This is a genomic window from Xenorhabdus japonica (assembly GCF_900115195.1).
In the GTDB taxonomy this organism is placed as follows: Bacteria; Pseudomonadota; Gammaproteobacteria; order Enterobacterales; family Enterobacteriaceae; genus Xenorhabdus; species Xenorhabdus japonica.
The window spans coordinates 161,630-182,444 of sequence record NZ_FOVO01000002.1 but is presented as its reverse complement, the minus strand read 5'-3'; the positions used below and the strand labels follow the sequence as shown (position 1 = coordinate 182,444).

Here is a 20,815-nt window from a genome sequence, read left to right as displayed (position 1 = left end):
GCCTTGAACCTGGATCACTTTATAATGCTATTTTACTAATGAAATAACATATGTGTGACTAAGGTCACAATTACACAGGGAAAAAGTTAAGTGTCCGAAGTATTGAAAACTGCCACCATAATCCCCACATACACTATCTAACCCCATATTATGTGATCTAATATAGTGTGCATGATCAAATAGTGTGAACTCTCAATAATAATGAAAGGAGACCCACGTGCACTGGCTCCCACTTATTCTTATATGCCTTCTGGTTTACATCGAGTCTGTCCTGTTTGTTCGGATTGCCTCTGAAGTTGGGGTCCTGTTGACTCTGTTGTTGGTTATCCTTACCTCTTGTCTTGGTGTGTCCCTTGTGCGTAATCAAGGCATCAAGAATTTTATGTCTATGCAGCAAAAAATTGCAGCAGGTGAGAGCCCAGCGGAAGAAGCAGTCAAAAGTGTTTCTCTGGTAATAGCTGGATTCTTGCTGATATTGCCCGGTTTTTTTACCGATTTTCTCGGATTATTATTGTTGTTGTCCCCAGTACAAAAACGCCTGACAGCGAAGTTATTGCCTCATATTAAGTTGTACCGCCCGAATACTTTTTATAGTTCCGGTAAACATGGTTCTGATAAACATAGTCCCGGTAATCATGCCGATAGTTATGGTCAGAATGGACAAACATTTGAGGGAGAATATGAGCGTAGGCAAGATGGCTCTTCCTATACATTGGATGATCAAAAATCCGGTGAGCAAAAAAATCATGGTGGACATGGCAGCGAGCATAATAAGAAATAATGATCTCTGCTTTAGTTAAAATTTCAGTGGGTAAGAAAAAAGTAAAATATTTTTTGTTGCCCCCCTTGAAGTAATGACCTCAAGCCCCAACTTGTAGCTTCGTGGTACTGGTTCTGTTGAGGTCTGGTATCAATCCTCTTACCTGATATGGACTTTATTTATAGGAGATCTACCAATGAAAATTCGTCCATTACATGACCGCGTTATTGTCAAGCGTACAGAAGTTGAATCAAAATCCGCTGGCGGGATTGTTCTGACTGGCTCCGCTGCGGGCAAATCTACCCGTGGGGAAATTTTGGCAATCGGCAATGGTCGCATCCTTGAAAATGGGGAAGTGAAAGCGCTGGATGTAAAAGTGGGTGATACCGTCATTTTTAATGAAGGTTACGGCGTCAAAACAGAAAAGATCGATAATGAAGAAGTATTGATCATGTCTGAAAGCGACATTCTGGCAATTGTTGAAGCGTAATTGAGTATCTTGTTACGCTCAGATCTTCTTAATTGAACGAATTTAAAGGAAAGACACAATGGCAGCGAAAGACGTTAAATTTGGTAATGATGCTCGCAGCAAAATGCTACGTGGTGTGAATGTACTGGCTGATGCAGTTAAAGTAACCCTGGGCCCTAAAGGCCGTAACGTAATTTTAGATAAATCTTTCGGTGCGCCTGTCATCACGAAAGACGGCGTATCTGTAGCACGTGAAATCGAATTGGAAGACAAATTCGAGAATATGGGCGCTCAGATGGTTAAAGAAGTCGCTTCTAAAGCCAATGACGCAGCAGGTGATGGTACTACCACAGCAACCGTATTGGCTCAAGCGATCGTCACTGAAGGTCTGAAAGCTGTTGCCGCTGGCATGAACCCAATGGATCTGAAACGCGGTATCGATAAAGCGGTTGTTTCCGCGGTTGAAGAGTTGAAAAAACTGTCCGTACCTTGCTCTGATTCCACTGCTATTGCACAGGTTGGTACTATCTCTGCAAACTCCGACGACACCGTAGGTAAATTGATCGCAGAAGCGATGGACAAAGTTGGTAAAGAAGGTGTAATCACCGTTGAAGAAGGTACTGGTCTGGAAGACGAGCTGGATGTTGTTGAAGGTATGCAGTTCGACCGTGGCTACTTGTCTCCTTATTTCATCAATAAACCAGAGTCTGGTTCTGTTGAACTGGAAAACCCATACATCCTGTTAGTTGACAAGAAAATTTCCAACATCCGTGAACTGTTGCCAGTTCTGGAAGGCGTAGCTAAAGCAAGCAAGCCTTTGGTAATCATTGCTGAAGATGTTGAAGGTGAAGCGCTGGCAACTCTGGTTGTTAACAACATGCGTGGTATCGTGAAAGTGGCTGCGGTTAAAGCTCCTGGCTTTGGTGATCGCCGTAAAGCAATGCTGCAAGATATCGCTACCCTGACTAATGGTACTGTTATCTCTGAAGAGATCGGTCTGGAGCTGGAAAAAACGACTCTGGAAGATCTGGGTCAAGCAAAACGTATTGTTATCAACAAAGACACCACAATTATCATTGATGGCGTAGGTGAAGAAGGCGCAATTGCTGCACGTGTTACTCAAATCCGTCAGCAAATCGAAGAATCTACTTCTGACTATGATCGTGAAAAACTACAAGAGCGTGTAGCTAAACTGGCGGGCGGTGTTGCAGTAATCAAAGTCGGTGCAGCAACTGAAATTGAAATGAAAGAAAAACGCGCTCGCGTTGACGATGCACTGCATGCAACCCGTGCGGCTGTAGAAGAAGGTGTTGTTGCTGGTGGTGGTGTTGCTCTGGTTCGCGTAGCTGCTGCTATTTCTGAGCTGACTGGCGACAACGAAGATCAAAACGTGGGTATCCGTGTTGCACTGCGTGCAATGGAAGCACCAATGCGCCAGATCGTAGACAACGCAGGTGAAGAACCATCTGTTGTTGTAAACAACGTGAAAGCGGGTAAAGACAACTACGGTTATAACGCTGCAACCGAACAGTACGGCGATATGATCGGTATGGGTATCCTGGATCCAACTAAAGTAACCCGTTCTGCACTGCAATTCGCAGCTTCTATCGCAGGCTTGATGATTACTACCGAAGCCATGGTGACTGAACTGCCTAAAGATGACAAAGCTGACTTAGGTGCTGCTGGTGGCATGGGCGGCATGGGTGGTATGGGCGGCATGATGTAGTGCGACGAGAGTCGTGTAGGTAGGCCGAGCGGGCTATGTCCATAGTAAGTACTAACTAAAAGTTGTACTTACTACCTTCCCGCCGAAATAGCATAAATATGATAAATGTCCGATGTTCCAGGCTTTAAATTCTCCTGGAACATCGGCTCTTCATTCAGTGAAGAGCTAAATTTGATATCAATATAACTTGGTATTACAAGCCCAATACCGTTTCCGCTACACAGGCATATTGATTATTCATATGAACCTTAGGGGGAGTAAAACAGTCCTCCAGAAACCAATCTGCGGGAGTCTCTAAGGCAATAGAAATAACAACCAAATGTTCCTGACTGATTTTATTCGTTCCGCGCTCATAACGTGACAATTGCTGATGGCTTACTCCAATTTTGTCTGCCAGCTTTACTGCTGTCACTCCAATTTCTCTTCTTTTGATTTGGATTCTTTTTCCTACCAGCATACTGACTTGCATAATATCTCTACTCTTAATTTATAAATAAGTTAAAAAAACTATTGCAGTACCTTCATATTTACCGGCTTTTGGTGGAGTTATAGTGTGCAGTGTTGATGTTAATGTGAAATTAGTAGGTATATTCTCTCCTTGAGCAGTAACATTCACGCCATCTGTTACGTTTCTTCCATTAATTTGTAATGTTGAATACATTTGTTTATTAGAATCGAGATACACACTCGGTTCATTATTAATTGATCTGGCATGCAGTATTATTTTGCTACTATAAATAGCACATTCAAATTGGCCTTTAATTGATCGGGTCGCATTATTCACTTCTGGTGCAGTTAATTCCCCGTAGGCAATTTCAGAAGGCAACTCGATTTTACAACTTTGATTCGGAGGAGGCATTTTGTTGCAAGTAGAGTTAGGGAATGTTTTCCCTTCACCATATCCCTTATCGATTTGAGGAGAATAAAATAAACCTACGCAGTCCGCTTCTGCGCTAATAATCGGAAATGTAACCCGTATAGGGATACCAATCTGTCTTTTATAAGCTCTCATTACATCAGCGGTTGTCCGATATCTCTGGGCATCTAGCAAGCATACCCTTGCATCCCTACAAGAGCCGTACATGCCGGGTTTTTTACCATTTCTATATTGAACATCAGGGCCAACGTAGCATTTATGTTCTTCATAACAAGGATTAGGAATACCCTCTTCCTCTGTCCATGCAATGATTTCCATAGTTGTCATGGTTTGATTACCCTGTTGAATGGTATTAACTGGCATAACATAAGCCCCACCATAAGTATGTGTGGCACTAACTAAAAACAATAAGGCTGCTAGCTTCAACAACGATTTCTTAATATGGCGCATAATTTATTTTCCAAATAGCATCAAATTCTGACTAAATATCGTGGATGAAAAACCAGTCAGCATGACTAGTCGTAATTAACCTCAAAAGTCGCAGTTGCACTGAATTCACCAGAACCAATTTTTTTCCGTTGGAGAGCACGAGGTTCAGCTTGTACATACGCTCTGAATGAAATTACATTATTTCTGCTATTGGCTAATAACGGGAATTCACTGGTTTTATTAAATGGCATTGGTGTACCATCGGTTTTCTCCATACCAATAGCAGCACCATAAGCACGACTGCCAGAGCTAAATGCCAATAACCCTGGTAGCTCATGACTCGGCTCTCCCAAAAACTTAATTTTTAGTCGTTTTGTTATACGAGGATCGCAGTCCTCTAAATTCAGATAAAATGGCTTGCCTTCTGTGCGATGTTTCGCATAAAGATCACGATCAAGAATGTTTCCCAAATCCACTTCCATTTTTTTATCTTTCGTCTTAATCGAGCAAGTAGGTGCAAGTACAGTTAGCGTAATATTGACATCTTGGCGCAGGTTATCTTTTGCATATGCATTTTGCTGGCTGTTAATGCTAAAAAGAAATAGCGCTGGCAATATATATTTAGATAATTTGATGCTTAACGAACCCATTATCATTTACCCTATATTCATCCAACCAGATACCCCGTCAATATCATTATTGATGGGATATCATCTATACAACTCAACCCGCTTTTTCAGTTACGATTTTTGTCACCGTACAAGTATTACCACTACAGTTAAATGTTAATTGTGGATGTCCACCATAATCATTGACGTAAGTCAGTACCGGTGTATTACCTAGTGAATTGATTGTTCCACCAAGTTTTTCACTGCTTCTGGGAGCCAGCATGAGAGGCTGAAAGCCCTCCGCACTCTTACCATCTGTCTTGTTCGATGCTTCTGAAATAGTGATGTAATAAGGTGTTGGATTATTTACCACATATTGGTTTCCTTGGCGGGTTAAGGTGAGTTTTTCCTGCCATGGATTATCAAGATCGATGCGGCTTGCAATGACAGCTTTCGGGCGGTAAAACAATTTGATACGTGTCTGCAAGGCAAGTTGCAGTACATTAGGTTTCTCACTGCGTGGGGGAATTTCACGAATGTTGAAATAGAACAAACTCTCTCGATCTTGTGGCAATTGAGCAATTGTTGGCAATGTTTGAATCTTGACCTGACTTTTTGCTCCGGATTCAACACGCTGTACCGGGGGAACAACTACAAGTGGACCATTGATTTTATTTCCCTCGTCATCCTCAATCCATGATTGTGCCAAATAAGGCAAATAAAGATGTTGATTTTCAATGTTGAGGCTGGCGGATTTCATATCCCCATTAAAAATTACTCGGGTACGATCCAACGTTATCGCCGCCATTGCCTGATGAACTGACATTAAGCCGGTTACCGTCATGGCAGTTATCATTAGAATTTTTTTCAGTTTCATAGTGTTATTTGCTCATGCTCAAAAGAAGCTCAGGTTTATATTGCTGTGTTAACCAATAACAGCACTTTTCATGTCAAAAAAAGCAAGATAATACGCTATTTAAAACAGGTACTATGGCCTGCTTTGTTACACTTTATTTATTTTCGTCTTTTAAAAACTGACAAGGTAATAAAAATGCAGTTAAAGATTCTGTCGCAATATCATCCGGTACTGTAATCTCGCACTGGGCACGTCCATCCCAATGCACTTGCATCTTTTCACCCTGATTCATTCCGCTCAGGTAAGCATATCCATCATCACTGACAATCCCGATTTCACGTTGAGATGCATTCATGACAGAGGCACCAAAAGGCGGGAGTGAACCGTCAGGTAATCGGATGATAGTCACCGCCTTGATCCCTGACATAACTTGGAATTTACGATAACCTATCGCGCCTTCCGTTAATGTTGCCTGCTGGACAGAACGTAATGCTTCTACATCATCTGGTAAGTTATCTAAGTCAATATTTGCCGTATTACGGAAGTAGTTGTTCACATCAACCAGCACAGCTTTACCAAAGTAGTTAGTGTGTACCGCTGAACCAAATCCTCGGACAGGTACATTACTAACCTTTTCTGTATCTACCATCAAACGAGTAGCACCCGGCATATTGATACGATGCAGCGCGGCTCCGTTTGCTGTTACAGTCACTCCACCTTGCAAACCAAGTGCCGCAGTGGTGTTGCCACCGTCCTGATAACTGGCACTGGCAGTCAATAACGCCCTATCGCCATAGTGAGTGTAATAACCATCGACCAATGCCTTGCCATCAGTGCTGGTTCCTGCTGAAATACGATAGTTATTGCGATCATCAATACGGCCATAGTAACCCGCCATATGAGAGTTACCCTGACGATTAACCATTCCGTTATAGCTGAAAGTGCCAGCTTCTCCCCACGGAATGGAAAGATTCAGGTACATACCGTCATCTTTTTTGTTATCAAAATTGTTGCGGTAGACTGATAAATTGACGCTGATATTTTTATAACGCCCAATATCTAAATATTTGGATAATGAAATGTTATAGCGATCATTTTTGGGACGATCCCAGTAGGTTTGATGGCTATAGTTGAGGTGGGTACTCAGACCGATATCTGTAAATTGTTTATTGAAAATAATGGAATACAGCTCTTTGCCACTATCAGAAGAAACGTTACGATAACGACGATCAATATACTGCCCCATATTCATGAAATCGCGCTCAGAAAAGCGATATCCGGCAAATGTCACTTGGCTATTGTATTGATCAAAACGTTTCGAATAACTGAGACGATAAGATCCGCCCGTAAGAATCGTATTATCTCTCGGCAATTTTGCCCTTGATTCCGTCACGTCAAATGATAGTGCACCAAACATCATCAGGTCACGACCGATCCCCAGTGACAAAGCGTTATAGTCCCCTGCTGCCAAAAGGCCACCATACAATGACCAACCGTTGTTGATCCCCCAGGAAAACTCACCCATACCAAACGCTGGCCCTTCACGACGGTGCTTGTCATTGGTAGATTGACCGCCCGCAATTTTGTACTGCACTCGACCGGGACGAGTCAGGTAAGGAATAGTCGCAGTGTTAACCTGAAACTCTTGTATACCACCGTCTTGCTCTTCAACTCGGACATCCAGTGTTCCTGACACGGCATCACTGAGATCCTGAATACGGAATGGGCCAGAAGCGACCTGAGTTTCATATAATACTCTTCCCTGCTGCCTAACCGTTACCTTGGCATTAGTCCGGGCTACACCTGTGACTTCAGGCGCATATCCACGTAAATTCGGTGGTAACATATTTTCATCAGTTACCAAACTAACGCCCGTATAGCGAAAGCTATCGAAAATACTGGAATTGAGGTAATCCTCACCCAATGTCAATTTCGCTTCTAAGCGTGGGAGCGCACGATACACGTAGTAACGACTCCAATCCCACTCACGATCTCTTCCACTAGAATGATCTGATTTATCGCCCTGCTGAGTTCTCAGGTGATTATATCTGGCCTGCCAATCAGCCCGAAAACGCCAGGCTCCTGCATTCATCCCCGCTGTTCCGTTAGCACTTATCTGTTGGTGACTACTACCATGAGCGGGTTTGGAGGTTTGGGCATTGAAGTTATAGTCAAACAGTAATCCAGAAATCCCATTATCCCAATGAGAGGGCGGGTTCCAGTCTGGCAAATCATATTCCAGATAGATTTTAGGTACGATTAAATAAAGTGTATAAGTGGCCAAATCACCTCTGGCTGATGCGCCAGGTAGGGTATTAAAATCAAGGCATTCTCCATTCTTCTGCCAACCCAATTTTTCTATCCACTCCGGTTTCAATGTTATTTGCTTTACTAATTCGGGGATATACAGGCTTCGCTGCCTTTTGGATCATCAGGTGGAGCAATGAAATCGACAGAATACATATCTGGAAATTCGTTTTGATTCATCCGAACCCCCATAATATAGTTACCCGGCATGATATAACCTGCGCGAGCGAACTTATCCAAATCAATATTGGCACGTTCACTGATATCCAGAGCATCGGTATTGAATTCTATTGGCGGCTTGGAATAACCTGCCTGAATACTAGATAATGCAAACAGTACTAGAGCGGAAAGAGGTTTAATTCCGTAGATTAAATGATCTATTTTTGTCTTGTTAGCTATCTTTTTTTTATTAATAGATGAAAGAGCATGATTCATAGAATCTGAAAATAAAGCCATAGCGTCCTCTAAACAATGAATTGTTAATAATCCAATTTGAATTTAGCCGCTGTTTGATACGACCAAGTTTGTAAGTGTGTAGGAGTTATCATCAAATACATGGCATCATTAAAATTCATCATTCTAAATTGAGGACCTTGACCGATAATTAGGTTGCAGAGGTAGCCACATATCCTGCTTTTATCCGTAACAGTTACGTTCTCTGTTTTACACTTTACTGGCTTTACCGTACTGCGGGGAATAGAGAAAGCATGTCACCATCGGTATGCCATTAAAAATTACTTTTGAATGGTAAAAATTCTTATTTTCCTAATACAGTCAATAGAGAACTCCGTAGATCAAAAAAACAAAAAAGGGTATTTCAATTTACCTCTATAGGTATCACTCCGTTAATAGCACCTTCTGTTTACCCAATTGTTAGTAATATTGATTTATATCAATAACACTATTCTGGTTACAGAATACTGCAGTGTTATTACAGCTAACATATGATGTTCAAGAAATACCCTGAAATTATCATCAGGAAACTCGTAATATAAACCGCGATAGGTTTCCTGATATTCAACTATTAAAAATAGTCTGTCAGTCAGATTATAATATTACAGGTAGTTCAAAGTGAAGTTTGCAATAGCAGTAAAGCTACCTGTTTTCACATCTATATTTTCACCTTTAGCTTTTTGCAGACCTTTCAGGCGAGCAGCGAAGTTCAGGGTATTATCGCCATCATGCAGGGACATCGATTCTGATGCTTTGCCCAAAGGAATATGCTTATTACCATGATTAGTAATCATGATCCCAGCACCTTGCGATTTACCTTCAAGAGCCAATAAACCTTTTACAGAACCATCAGCTTCTGGACCAGTGAAAGTTGTTGTTACACCTTTCATAGTATTAAGAACGCAGTCTTGTAATTCAATTTTGAAAGGCTTAGAAGCTGATTCACCACCATTTTGCAGAATAATGTTGTTTACTTGCCCCATATCAACTTCAATATTATTGTTTTTGATTGAACAAACTGAATTAATAATAGCACCCGTGAATTTGACTGTGCCATTACCTTGAGAAGGTGCCGCATTTGCCATACCAGCAGTTAAAGCCACACCCAAGCCTAAAACCATCGTCAATTTGTTAAGTTTCATAATTTAACGTATTCCTTTAATTGTAAAAAATAAATACTAATAACCGAAGGGAGACCAAAGCACAGAAATTAAGTTCTGACACTTAGGCAAATGATTATTTAGTTTTTTGACATAAATCATAACTGGTCAAAATAAACTAAATCGAAAACATAATTCTACATAATACTCCTTAAGTCAAATGATTTTTTAATGAAAGACTAAAACTATTTACGCTTTCTTAATTGTCACCGATCAAAATGGATTCAAGCGCAATCTCAATCATGTCATTAAATGTATTTTGACGTTCTTCAGCTGTGGTCTGCTCGCCAGTACGGATATGATCAGAAACAGTACAAATAGCCAGTGCTTTTGCACCAAATTCAGCAGCAACACCATAAATACCTGCCGCTTCCATTTCAACACCCAGAATGCTGTATTTTTCCATGACGTCAAACATCTGAGGATCTGGCGTATAGAACAAATCAGCAGAGAAAATATTACCAACACGTGCGTTGATATTCTTCGCCTTGGCCGCATCAACAGCATTACGAACCAGATCAAAGTCAGCAATTGCTGCAAAGTCGTGATCTTTAAAACGCAGGCGGTTTACTTTGGAATCGGTACACGCCCCCATGCCAATCACAATATCACGGATTTTAACGTCTTCACTGACTGCACCACAGGAACCAATGCGGATGATTTTTTTAACACCAAATTCAGTGATCAGTTCCTTGGCATAAATCGAGCAAGATGGGATACCCATTCCATGACCCATAACAGAGATGCTGCGGCCTTTGTAAGTACCAGTGAAACCCAGCATACCGCGAACATTGTTAACCTGACGAGCATCTTCCAAGAAAGTTTCCGCGATGTATTTTGCACGCAGTGGGTCACCCGGCATCAAAACAACATCAGCAAAATCGCCTATCTCAGCATTAATATGTGGGGTAGCCATATATTTATTTCCTTGTTTTTTATGTATCAAAATAGATGAAAATGTGGAGTCCCATCGGTCCCCACAAAAATTAAAACATCGCCTTACCGTAATCCATTGGCGTCAGATCGAAATATTTCGCTACTGTCTGACCAATGTCAGCGAACGTTTCACGATGTCCCAATGAACCCGGTTTAACTTTAGGTCCGTAAACCAGAACTGGAATATGCTCACGGGTGTGATCAGAGCCTGCCCAAGTTGGGTCACAACCATGATCAGCAGTGAAGATCAGAATGTCGTCTTCTTTAACCAATTTCAGCATTTCTGGCAAACGGCGATCAAACAACTCCAGTGCAGCCGCGTAACCAGCAACATCACGGCGGTGACCGTAAGAAGAGTCAAAATCAACAAAGTTGGTAAATACGATGGTGTTATCCTCTGCTTGCTCCATTTCAATCAGTGAAGCATCAAACAGAGCATCAATTCCTGTCGCCTTGACCTTTTTGGTAATACCTACATTCGCGTAGATATCTGCAATCTTACCGATGGAAACCACTTCACCTTGCTTTTCATCAACTAATTTTTTCAGGATGGTTGGTGCTGGTGGCTCAACGGCCAAGTCATGACGGTTGCCAGTACGCTGGAAATTCCCGACTTTATCACCCACAAATGGACGGGCAATAACGCGGCCAATATTATAATCACCAATATTTAACTCTTCACGAGCAATTTCGCACAGCTCATACAGACGATCCAAGCCAAATGTCTCTTCATGGCAAGCAATCTGGAAAACAGAATCCGCAGAGGTGTAGAAAATCGGCTTACCGGTTTTCATATGTTCTTCGCCCAGTTTATCCAGAATCACTGTACCGGAAGAGTGACAGTTCCCCAGATAACCCGACAGATTAGCGCGCTCGACCAGTTTATCCAGCAACTCCTGTGGGAAACTGTTTTCTTCGTCATGGAAATAGCCCCAGTCAAACAGAACCGGAACGCCCGCAATTTCCCAGTGGCCTGATGGTGTGTCTTTACCAGAAGAAAGTTCACTTGCGTAACCATAAGCGCCAATTATTTCAGCATATTTATCCAAACCAATAGGGAAAGTTCCACAAGACTCTTCTGTTGCCTTGCCCAATCCCAGACGGCTCAGGTTTGGCAAGTGCAGTAGCCCTTTACGGCCGATATCAGCCTCACCACGGGCGCATTGTTCTGCAATATGCCCCAAAGTGTTAGATCCCTCGTCGCCAAACTTTTCAGCATCAGCACTTGCGCCAATACCAAAGGAATCCAATACCATGATGAATGTACGTTTCATAATTTTCTCCTGCGTCAATTCACGCTATCAATGCGGAAACTGCCAGCTATTAAAATCGATTTCAATTCTTGTTTGATTTATCTACTGATATGACGATAAACCATCGGTGTGGCGGCTTGTGTTCCGGTTCCCTTAAGAACTGTTTCCTTAAAATCTATCCCTTTCAGAACAAAGGCCTTATTGACTGCTTTTGCGGCCTCATGCCAAGCATGTTCACTGTTGGCGTGAATTATTGCCAACGGCGTATCTGCATCCACTTTTGTGCCCAATGCAACGATATTGCTCAGCCCCACACTGTAATTAATCGGGTCTGTCGCCTTACGGCGTCCTCCACCCAATCCAACAACAGACATTCCCAAAGCTCGGGTATCCATTTCTGCTACGATGCCACTTTGGCCATCTAACATCTGTCCGGCCAATACTGGCTTGATGTACTCCGCAGTCGGTAGGTAGCGGGCGTAATTTTCGACAAAATCAGTTGGCCCTTTCTGTGCAGCTACCATGCGACCAAATGTTTCCGCCGCTCTGCCACTGTCCAGTGCTGCCTGTAACTTACGGTATGCATCATCACGATCAATGGCCAGATTGCCCGAAACCAGCATTTCAGTAGACAACGCCATAGTGACTTCAAATAACCGGGGGTTACGGTATTCCCCCGTCAAGAATTGGACTGCTTCACGCGCTTCCAACGCATTACCTGCACTGGATGCCAAGACTTGATTCATATCTGTCAATAGTGCTGTGGTTTTGCACCCCGTACCATTAGCGACTTCGACGATAGATTCAGCCAGCTTTTCCGATTGTTCGTAGGTTGGCATAAATGCCCCGGAACCCACTTTCACATCCATGACTAAAGCATCCAGCCCTTCAGCCAGTTTTTTGCCCAAAATAGAGGCTGTAATCAAAGGGATGGAATCAACTGTCGCCGTAATATCGCGCGTCGCATAAAAACGTTTATCCGCAGGTGCCAGTGAACTAGTTTGTCCGATAATGGCAACGCCCACATCACGAATAATGTTACGGAAACGATGTTCATCGGGAAAAATGTCAAAATCGGGAATAGACTCCAATTTATCCAGCGTACCTCCGGTATGCTCCAAGCCACGTCCCGATATCATCGGCACGTATCCGCCACAGGCCGCTACCATTGGGCCAAGCATTAGGGAAGTGACATCCCCGACACCGCCCGTCGAGTGTTTATCGACAACCGGGCCGGGTAAATTCAATTTCTTCCAGTCTAAAACCGTACCAGAATCACGTATCGCCAATGTCAGTGCGACACGTTCTTCCATCGTCATATCATGGAAATAGATGGTCATTGCCAGTGCAGCAATTTGCCCTTCGGAAACCGTATTATCGCGGACTCCGTTAATGAAGAAGCGTATCTCTTCTTCATTCAATGGATAACCATCACGTTTTTTGCGGATAATTTCCTGTGCCAGAAACAAAGCTACCTCCCAATCATTATTATCTGAAAAGAATGGCAGTAATGCACACTATCTTAGCGTGCATTCAATTAATCACTATTGATCTCAATAAATATTGCTGATCTCAATAATCACTGCTCTGCTTTTGACTCTGATATCCAAGTGTAGTCAGTAAACTGCCCAACAAACTGGATGCACCAAAACGGAAATGACGGGAATCAGCCCATTTGTCTCCCATGATACGTTCCGCCAGCGCCAAATATTGTGCTGCTTCTTCCGCGGTACGCACGCCACCCGCTGGTTTAAAACCAACGCTATCGCCTACGCCCATATCACAGATTACGCTTAGCATAATTTCGGCACTTTCTAGTGTCGCATTCACGGGCACTTTACCGGTTGAGGTTTTGATGAAATCAGCACCAGCCTTAATTGCAATTTCAGATGCTTTGCGAATCAAAGCAGTATCTTTCAATTCACCCGTTTCAATAATGACTTTTAGCCATACGCCTGATTCAGTGCAGGCCGTTTTGCAGGCTTTTACCAAATCAAAGCCAATCTGTTCATCACCTGCCATCAACGCACGATAAGGGAAAACAACATCCACTTCATCTGCACCATAAGCGATGGCAGCACGAGTTTCAGCCAGTGCTATATCGATATCATCATTGCCATGCGGGAAGTTAGTTACCGTGGCAATGCGAATATCGGGAGTTCCCTGTTCATGCAATATCTTACGTGCCACAGGAATAAAACGTGGATAGATACAGATAGCTGCCGTATGTCCGGCGGGGCTGCTTGCCTGACGACAAAGTGCTGTTACTTTCTCATCTGTATCATCATCATTAAGTGTAGTTAAATCCATTAAACTCAGCGCACGCTGAGCGGCGGCGGTTAAATCGGTCATAGAACTCTCCAACGGTATTATTATCGTGACTGAACCAGTTCACACATTCTTTTGTACGATTATTTTGAACGAACGATTAGTTTTAACGATTATTTATGGTAATTGTTTTTAACCATTATTTTTTTAACCATTATCTTTTTAACAATAAGTTCGTTTGTTTGTTGGCGAGCGGACTTGGTTCCTTGAAGATGTTGCTATAGCAATATGCCCCTGCAACAACAGAGTTCCCTCTCTCCGCGCTGTTTTTCTGTTTTCTGCGCTATTTGTCTCTATCTGCGCATTTTTTCTGCACATCATTATTTGAACATGTAAATGAACAATAATTCATGCTTAAAATCACACTAATTACATGATTGTTGCAACAACAAATATTTTATTGTGAATTAAATCACATTTAATATTTTCAGGAAAAACAAAAACAGGTGAGAAATCTCACCTATATTCAATTTGATATACGCTCTCTGCGTCTTATAACGCGAGGAAGAATCCTGCAATTGTTGCACTCATCAAGTTAGAGAGTGACCCCGCCAATACAGCTTTCAAGCCGAAACGGGCAATATCTCCGCGACGGTTTGGTGCCATACCACCCAAGCCGCCCAGAAGGATCGCAACAGAAGACAAATTAGCGAAGCCACACAAAGCAAAGGCGATAATTGCTTTGGTATGATCGGAAAGCACTTGCAGACCCGCAGCCTTAACCACATCGTCAGCTTTCAGGTATTCACCAAAGTTCATGAATGCCACAAACTCATTGACCACGACTTTCTGGCCGATGAAAGAACCTGCAATTGTTGCTTCATGCCATGGAACACCGATCAGGTAGGCAATTGGTGCAAAAACCCAGCCCAAAACCAGTTCCATAGATAATTGAGGGTAATCGAACCAGCTACCGATACCACCTAAGATACCGTTGAGCAAAGCAATTAATGCGGTGAATGCCAACAACATTGCGCCGACGTTCAGAGCCAATTGCATACCGGATGCTGCACCCGATGCCGCTGCATCAATAATATTTGCAGGACGGTCTTCCGCTGCAACCAATGACATCGCATCAGCAGTATCGTGAGTTTTTTCTGTTTCCGGCACTATCAGCTTCGCAAACAGCAAACCACCTGGTGCTGCCATGAATGAAGCCGCGATCAGATATTCCAATGGAACACCCATAGATGCATAGCCCGCCAATACTGAACCCGCGACGGAAGCCAAGCCACCACACATAACCGCAAATAACTCGGATTGAGTCATGGTCGCAATATAAGGACGCACAACCAGAGGAGCTTCGGTTTGACCCACGAAAATATTTGCAGTCGCAGACAGAGATTCAGTCCGTGATGTTCCCAATATTTTCTGCAATCCACCACCCAGTATTTTGATGATGAGCTGCATAATACCCATGTAATATAACACCGCAATGAGTGATGAGAAGAAAACAATCACTGGCAGAACGCGCAAAGCAAAAATAAAACCACCACCGCCGAACAATTCAAACATTTTGTCGGAAACCAGTCCGCCAAAAATAAAATCTGTTCCTTTTTGGCCATACCCTATCACGTTGGAAACGCCTCTTGACATTCCTCCCAGAATGTCTTTGCCGGCTGGCACATAAAGTACAAATGCCCCAATAGCAACCTGAATCAAAAAGGCGCCCAGGACAGTACGGATTTTAATGGCTCGGTAGTTACTGGAGAAGAGCACTGCGATAAAAATCAGCACTACTATCCCTATCAGGCTCATAAGGAGTTGCATTGGAAGGATCCCTGTTCACTGAATGAATAATAAAAAAATATGTCAGTTATTTTATACGTTCCTACTGACATTGTATGTGAGCTGATTATACCGAGTACCAAAAAGGAACAAGCAACCAACATCACAAATTAATGCAGCAAAAAGCGATATAAAAACGCAAAATGAGATCTGCATCACATAAATCCATCTAGTTTCGGGGGGATTAGATAATTTGATGGAGAAAAAGGTAAAAAATAGGATAAATAGGCAAGGAATGTAAGTTAAGCATTATTAATGTTTAATAAAGATGAGTTGTATGCTTCCTCGGATAAAACACCTTGATGATTTTTAGTCGTTCAAATCACCCCAATGAAAATAGTATCTTGCTGTTGTGATAAATTTGATTGGCAATCTCATCTGACGGTTCTTGGCGCAATTCACACAATACTGAGAAAATCTGTGCAACTCTTTCTGGTCGATTTGGCTGCCCCTGAAACCCCGACAATGGCATATCAGGTGCATCTGTTTCCAATACTAAAGATGACAGAGGCAATTGTGAAATGGTGTTACGTGTTTTTTGTGCCCTATCGTAGGTAATTGTTCCCCCAACACCAATGTAAAACCCCAGGCGAATAAAGGCTTGGGCTTGGGACAAACTACCTGAAAAACCATGAAAAACCCCTGTTCGTGGTAACTTGTGCTTTCTCAAGATTGCAGCCAATTGATCATGGCTTTTTCTGGAATGAAGTATTACGGGTAAGTCATGTTGTTCAGCAAGTTTTAGCTGCGCTTCTAACATACTTTTTTGTTTTTCAAACTGCGGATCAGACATATAAAGGTCAAGGCCAATTTCACCTACTGCTACACATTTAGCATCTTTTTCCTGTAGCTTCTGATCCAACTCATCCAGATTAACCGCTTGATGTTCAGCAACATAGAGTGGATGTAAACCAAATGCAGCATAGATTGGGGAATAATTCTCGGCCAACGCCGCAACTCTCTGGAAGTTCATTTGACTTATCGTGGGAACGATAATTTTTTCCACTCCCATTTGTCTGGCTTGGTTCAGGCTCTCTATTTCATCACTCGCAAAAGGGAAAAAATCAAAATGGCAATGTGTATCGATAAACATCTATTTGTCCAAATTATCTATCATGCTCGTCTCTGTCGTTTGCACATTCTCCACCATATCAGACGCTGGGGGTTCCACTTTCGGGTAATTATTGACGCTGTTCAGGAAATCATTTCTCCGAAAATAATTATGATTGGCCCCGTCAGAGTTTAATCTCGTACGACATACTCCATAACTTTTACGTTCTGCATTTCCAAATTTTCCTTCAACAAACGTATGCCCGATAGTCGCCAGAAAATATCGTCCACAACGCCGTCCCAAATGATAATCCTGATTTAGTGCGCTGAGCCTGCTTCCTAATGCCATTGCAGCCAATGGTGCGGGTGGATAGATTTCGAAGATTTGTACATCATCCGGTGGATTTTCAATAAATTTCTGTGTTCGGTGATAACTCTGTGCATGAAGGTTGATCATCTTGACCATTTTTTGTAGGCTACTAACCTCTAACCAGCGCTCCATGCGTTTGAACCACTGAGGTGTATAATAAAGTTGTGAAGGAACTGTCCGAATCACGACTATAGTATCCGCTCCTCGGCGATAGGCTTCTTGCACTGGAATAGCATCACAAATGCCACCATCTTGATAAACCACATCACTAAGAGTAACACCATTACGATAAAATCCCGGGATGGCGCTCGATGCTTTAACAATATCCATCCAATTCCGCTCATTAGGATGCAGATAATCCGGCTCAAAATTATCAGCGCGGCAAGCGCACATATAGAATTCACGCCCAGAATTAAACTGATTCATTGCAACAGGAATATTGAGTGGCAACTGCTCAGATATGGTATCAATATACCAATCCAGATCGATTAAATGCCCACCGCGAACAAAACGAAATGGATTAAAGAAGGTTGAATCTGTTGTATAGCGATTGATCACTTTACGTGCATAACCACGCTGACCGCAAATGTAGGCAGAAAGGTTCTGAGCTCCCGCCGACGTCCCAAGGAACAACTTAAACGGATTAAAACCAAGACGCAGGAATTCATCCAAAACACCAGCGGTAAAAATCCCCCTTTGACCACCTCCTTCACAAACAAGCGCAATTTTTCCTGGCTTTATCTGTGACTTATAAGCTAAGGGTTCTATATTACCCAACGTTATTGGAATATGCTTCCCCACTCTTCCTCCTCTAAAAGTCAATGCCAATATCAAGGCTAATCCATATGCTGAATATCTATCAATATGTTGTTATTCAAACAACTTATTTTTGACATCCTCTCCACCCTAAAGGGCGAACGTTCACAGGTTTTTCACCTTCAAATCCTCAATCTCAATGATGATCATAGCGTGGTTTTTGCTGATTAACTATCCACCAAAGTTATCTATATTTAAATTTAACCTTGTTAACAAAGAGTGGCTTATTAATAGCCACCCTTTCAATACGACAGTTATTTTTTAACTACTACTAGAGCGTATTGCACAGACTTAACGCCTTTCACACTCTTAACCAGAGCAACTATTTTAGTTTTCTGAGGTTGGCTTTTAACAAAGCCTGCAATATAGACAATGCCTTTTTCTGTTTTCACTGAAATGTCATTAATGTTTATATCTTTTTGTAGCTGTAATTTCCCTTTTACGGCTGTAGTAATCGTAGTGTCGTTAGAAGTGTTACCTGCATTCTGCACAGGACTAGTAACTTTTACCTCTGAGTTATTTAGCGGTTTATCAATTTTCTTCGCTGTTTCTTGCGATGATTGTGTATTTCCTGAAAAGATATTATTTGCAAAAGCACTACTACTTACCAGTACTGAACCTAAAACAACAGCCACTAATGAATGTGCAATTCGAGACTTATTCATACTATCACCTTATTTTACATGAGCTAAGATCTTCAACGATCAGTGTATTATTTAGACAGCCTCAGTGTGTCGGTATATCAATTAGACAGCTGAGATTGGCTTGAGGCTAATATTACAGAAAGCAACATAAACACTTGTTAAACGAGAATCTTATTCTTAAGATTTATAGGTGTTGTTTTAGTTGAGTCGTGCTCAAGGCAACGGGATTTGTCAGCGATCAGAGCCAACAGGATTGTTGGCTCTGAAAAGAATATCAGTGTTCCCGTGTCTTACGGAAAGCAACATCAGGATAGCGCTCACTAGTCAAGTTTAAATTGACCATTGTTGGGGCAATGTAAGTTAAGTTATCACCACCATCAAAAGCCAAGTTCTGCTCATTTTTACGCTTGAATTCTTCCAGTTTCTTCGCATCGCTGCACTCTACCCAGCGAGCTGTGGAAACGTTAACTGGTTCATACAATGCTTCAACGTTGTATTCACTCTTCAAACGAGCAACAACAACATCAAACTGAAGTACACCTACTGCCCCTACGATCAGATCGTTATTGGAAAGAGGGCGGAATACCTGTACAGCACCTTCTTCTGACAATTGCACCAGACCTTTCAGCAATTGCTTCTGTTTCAATGGATCACGCAGACGAATACGGCGGAATAATTCAGGTGCGAAGTTAGGAATACCAGTAAACTTCAGCTCTTCACCTTGGGTAAAAGTATCCCCAATCTGAATGGTGCCATGATTGTGCAGGCCGATAATATCCCCTGGGTAAGCGTGCTCAACATGAGAACGATCTCCCGCCATAAAAGTCAGTGCATCGGAAATGACAACATCTTTCTTAATGCGGACTTGGCGCAGTTTCATGCCCTTTTCATATTTACCGGAAACAACCCGTAAAAATGCTACGCGGTCACGGTGTTTCGGGTCCATATTGGCCTGAATTTTGAAAACAAAACCTGTGAATTTATCTTCACTGGAAGTCACTTTACGCACATCAGCCTGACGAGGCATTGGAGCTGGAGCCCATTTAACAAGGCCATCCAACATATGATCAACACCAAAGTTACCCAATGCAGTACCGAAAAAGACAGGTGTCAGTTCGCCCTGCAAAAAAGCTTCCTGATCAAATTCATGGGAAGCCCCTTTGACGAGTTCTAGCTCTTCGCGTAATTGGTTCGCCAGCTCTTCACCCACTGCCGTATCGAGTTCAGGATTATCCAACCTTTTGATAGCACGGACTTCCTGAATGGTATGTCCTTGACCAGACTGATACAGGTAAATTTCATCAAAATAGAGATGATAAACACCTTTGAAAGATTTGCCACAGCCGATTGGCCATGTAATCGGGCTACAGGCAATGTTCAGTTCATTTTCTACTTCATCCATCAGCTCCATCGGATCACGAATATCACGGTCGAGCTTGTTCATGAATGTCAGAATCGGCGTATCACGCAGACGAGTAACTTCCATCAACTTACGAGTACGATCTTCAACCCCTTTCGCAGCATCAATGACCATCAAACAGCAGTCAACGGCTGTCAAAGTACGATAGGTATCTTCAGAGAAGTCTTCATGCCCAGGGGTATCCAGTAAGTTAACCAGACAATCACTATAAGGAAACTGCATTACGGAAGTGGTAATGGAGATGCCACGCTGTTTTTCCATTTCCATCCAGTCTGATTTAGCATGCTGGTTAGAGCCTCGGCCTTTTACCGTGCCCGCTTTCTGGATCGCCTGTCCGAACAGCAATACTTTTTCAGTAATAGTTGTTTTACCCGCATCAGGGTGGGAAATTATTGCAAAAGTGCGCCGTTTGGCGACTTCTTGCAGAAATGGGGAATTTGACATCAATTGGTATCTTCTAGTCTGTGCACGGATTGATACCATTTGGAAGCGCCTCAATTGGCACTTCACTTTTCAATCCGTCATGTTAATCGTGATTGGCGGTTATTTTCGCTGAACTTGGACT

At 42.5% G+C, this 20,815-nt stretch carries 17 protein-coding genes and 1 pseudogene; 3 read left to right on the top strand and 15 right to left on the bottom strand.

The features are described 5' to 3' along the window. Positions 1-217: 217 nt before the first annotated feature. From BM135_RS01800 to groL, 3 genes are all read left to right on the top strand, one after another. A complete protein-coding gene (locus BM135_RS01800) occupies positions 218-781 on the top strand; it encodes an FxsA family protein (RefSeq protein WP_092517255.1) in 564 nt (187 codons plus the stop codon). 175 nt (positions 782-956) lie between these two features. Then, the gene (locus BM135_RS01795) at positions 957-1,250 is read left to right on the top strand and encodes a co-chaperone GroES (RefSeq protein WP_092517253.1); all 294 of its coding nucleotides are present in this window, start codon (positions 957-959) and stop codon (positions 1,248-1,250) included. Between the two features lie 58 nt (positions 1,251-1,308). Next, positions 1,309-2,955 (top strand): chaperonin GroEL, encoded by a 1,647-nt coding sequence (groL, locus tag BM135_RS01790; protein WP_092517251.1) that lies wholly within the window; start codon positions 1,309-1,311, stop codon positions 2,953-2,955. Between the two features lie 193 nt (positions 2,956-3,148). On the opposite strand, the gene BM135_RS01785 is transcribed toward groL, so the two are convergent. The 15 genes and pseudogenes from BM135_RS01785 to prfC form a co-directional block, all read right to left on the bottom strand. After that, positions 3,149-3,424, bottom strand: coding sequence for a helix-turn-helix domain-containing protein (locus BM135_RS01785; protein WP_092517249.1), 276 nt, complete (start codon positions 3,422-3,424; stop codon positions 3,149-3,151). A gap of 18 nt (positions 3,425-3,442) precedes the next feature. Beyond that, entirely contained in the window at positions 3,443-4,282 is an 840-nt protein-coding gene (locus BM135_RS01780) for an MrpH family fimbial adhesin (RefSeq protein ID WP_092517247.1), read from the bottom strand. A gap of 65 nt (positions 4,283-4,347) precedes the next feature. After that, positions 4,348-4,911 carry a fimbrial protein gene (locus tag BM135_RS01775; RefSeq protein ID WP_092517245.1) on the bottom strand — a complete coding sequence of 188 codons (564 nt, stop codon included), beginning with the start codon at positions 4,909-4,911 and terminating at the stop codon, positions 4,348-4,350. 73 nt (positions 4,912-4,984) lie between these two features. Next, on the bottom strand, positions 4,985-5,746 hold the full coding sequence (locus BM135_RS01770) for a fimbria/pilus periplasmic chaperone (RefSeq protein ID WP_092517243.1): 762 nt from the start codon (positions 5,744-5,746) through the stop codon (positions 4,985-4,987). Between the two features lie 133 nt (positions 5,747-5,879). Then, positions 5,880-8,530, bottom strand: a pseudogene (locus tag BM135_RS01765) (outer membrane usher protein). 557 nt (positions 8,531-9,087) lie between these two features. Beyond that, positions 9,088-9,627 (bottom strand): fimbrial protein, encoded by a 540-nt coding sequence (locus BM135_RS01760; RefSeq protein WP_092517241.1) that lies wholly within the window; start codon positions 9,625-9,627, stop codon positions 9,088-9,090. Positions 9,628-9,844: 217 nt separating this feature from the next. Continuing rightward, a complete protein-coding gene (deoD, locus tag BM135_RS01755) occupies positions 9,845-10,561 on the bottom strand; it encodes a purine-nucleoside phosphorylase (protein ID WP_092517239.1) in 717 nt (238 codons plus the stop codon). 70 nt (positions 10,562-10,631) lie between these two features. Next, on the bottom strand, positions 10,632-11,855 hold the full coding sequence (deoB, locus tag BM135_RS01750) for a phosphopentomutase (RefSeq protein ID WP_092517237.1): 1,224 nt from the start codon (positions 11,853-11,855) through the stop codon (positions 10,632-10,634). A gap of 77 nt (positions 11,856-11,932) precedes the next feature. Then, positions 11,933-13,303: a thymidine phosphorylase gene (gene deoA, locus BM135_RS01745; protein WP_092517235.1), complete on the bottom strand. Its 1,371-nt coding sequence runs from the start codon at positions 13,301-13,303 to the stop codon at positions 11,933-11,935. A 103-nt stretch (positions 13,304-13,406) separates the two neighbouring features. Further along, a complete protein-coding gene (gene deoC, locus BM135_RS01740; RefSeq protein WP_092517233.1) occupies positions 13,407-14,186 on the bottom strand; it encodes a deoxyribose-phosphate aldolase in 780 nt (259 codons plus the stop codon). A gap of 468 nt (positions 14,187-14,654) precedes the next feature. Then, positions 14,655-15,920: a NupC/NupG family nucleoside CNT transporter gene (locus BM135_RS01735; RefSeq protein ID WP_175485894.1), complete on the bottom strand. Its 1,266-nt coding sequence runs from the start codon at positions 15,918-15,920 to the stop codon at positions 14,655-14,657. Between the two features lie 352 nt (positions 15,921-16,272). Beyond that, the gene (locus BM135_RS01730; protein ID WP_092517229.1) at positions 16,273-17,043 is read right to left on the bottom strand and encodes a TatD family hydrolase; all 771 of its coding nucleotides are present in this window, start codon (positions 17,041-17,043) and stop codon (positions 16,273-16,275) included. After that, positions 17,044-18,171, bottom strand: coding sequence for a patatin-like phospholipase family protein (locus tag BM135_RS01725; RefSeq protein ID WP_092517228.1), 1,128 nt, complete (start codon positions 18,169-18,171; stop codon positions 17,044-17,046). 269 nt (positions 18,172-18,440) lie between these two features. Continuing rightward, on the bottom strand, positions 18,441-18,851 hold the full coding sequence (locus BM135_RS01720; RefSeq protein ID WP_092517226.1) for a BON domain-containing protein: 411 nt from the start codon (positions 18,849-18,851) through the stop codon (positions 18,441-18,443). Between the two features lie 253 nt (positions 18,852-19,104). Then, the gene (gene prfC, locus BM135_RS01715) at positions 19,105-20,694 is read right to left on the bottom strand and encodes a peptide chain release factor 3 (RefSeq protein WP_092517224.1); all 1,590 of its coding nucleotides are present in this window, start codon (positions 20,692-20,694) and stop codon (positions 19,105-19,107) included. Between the last annotated feature and the right edge of the window lie 121 nt (positions 20,695-20,815).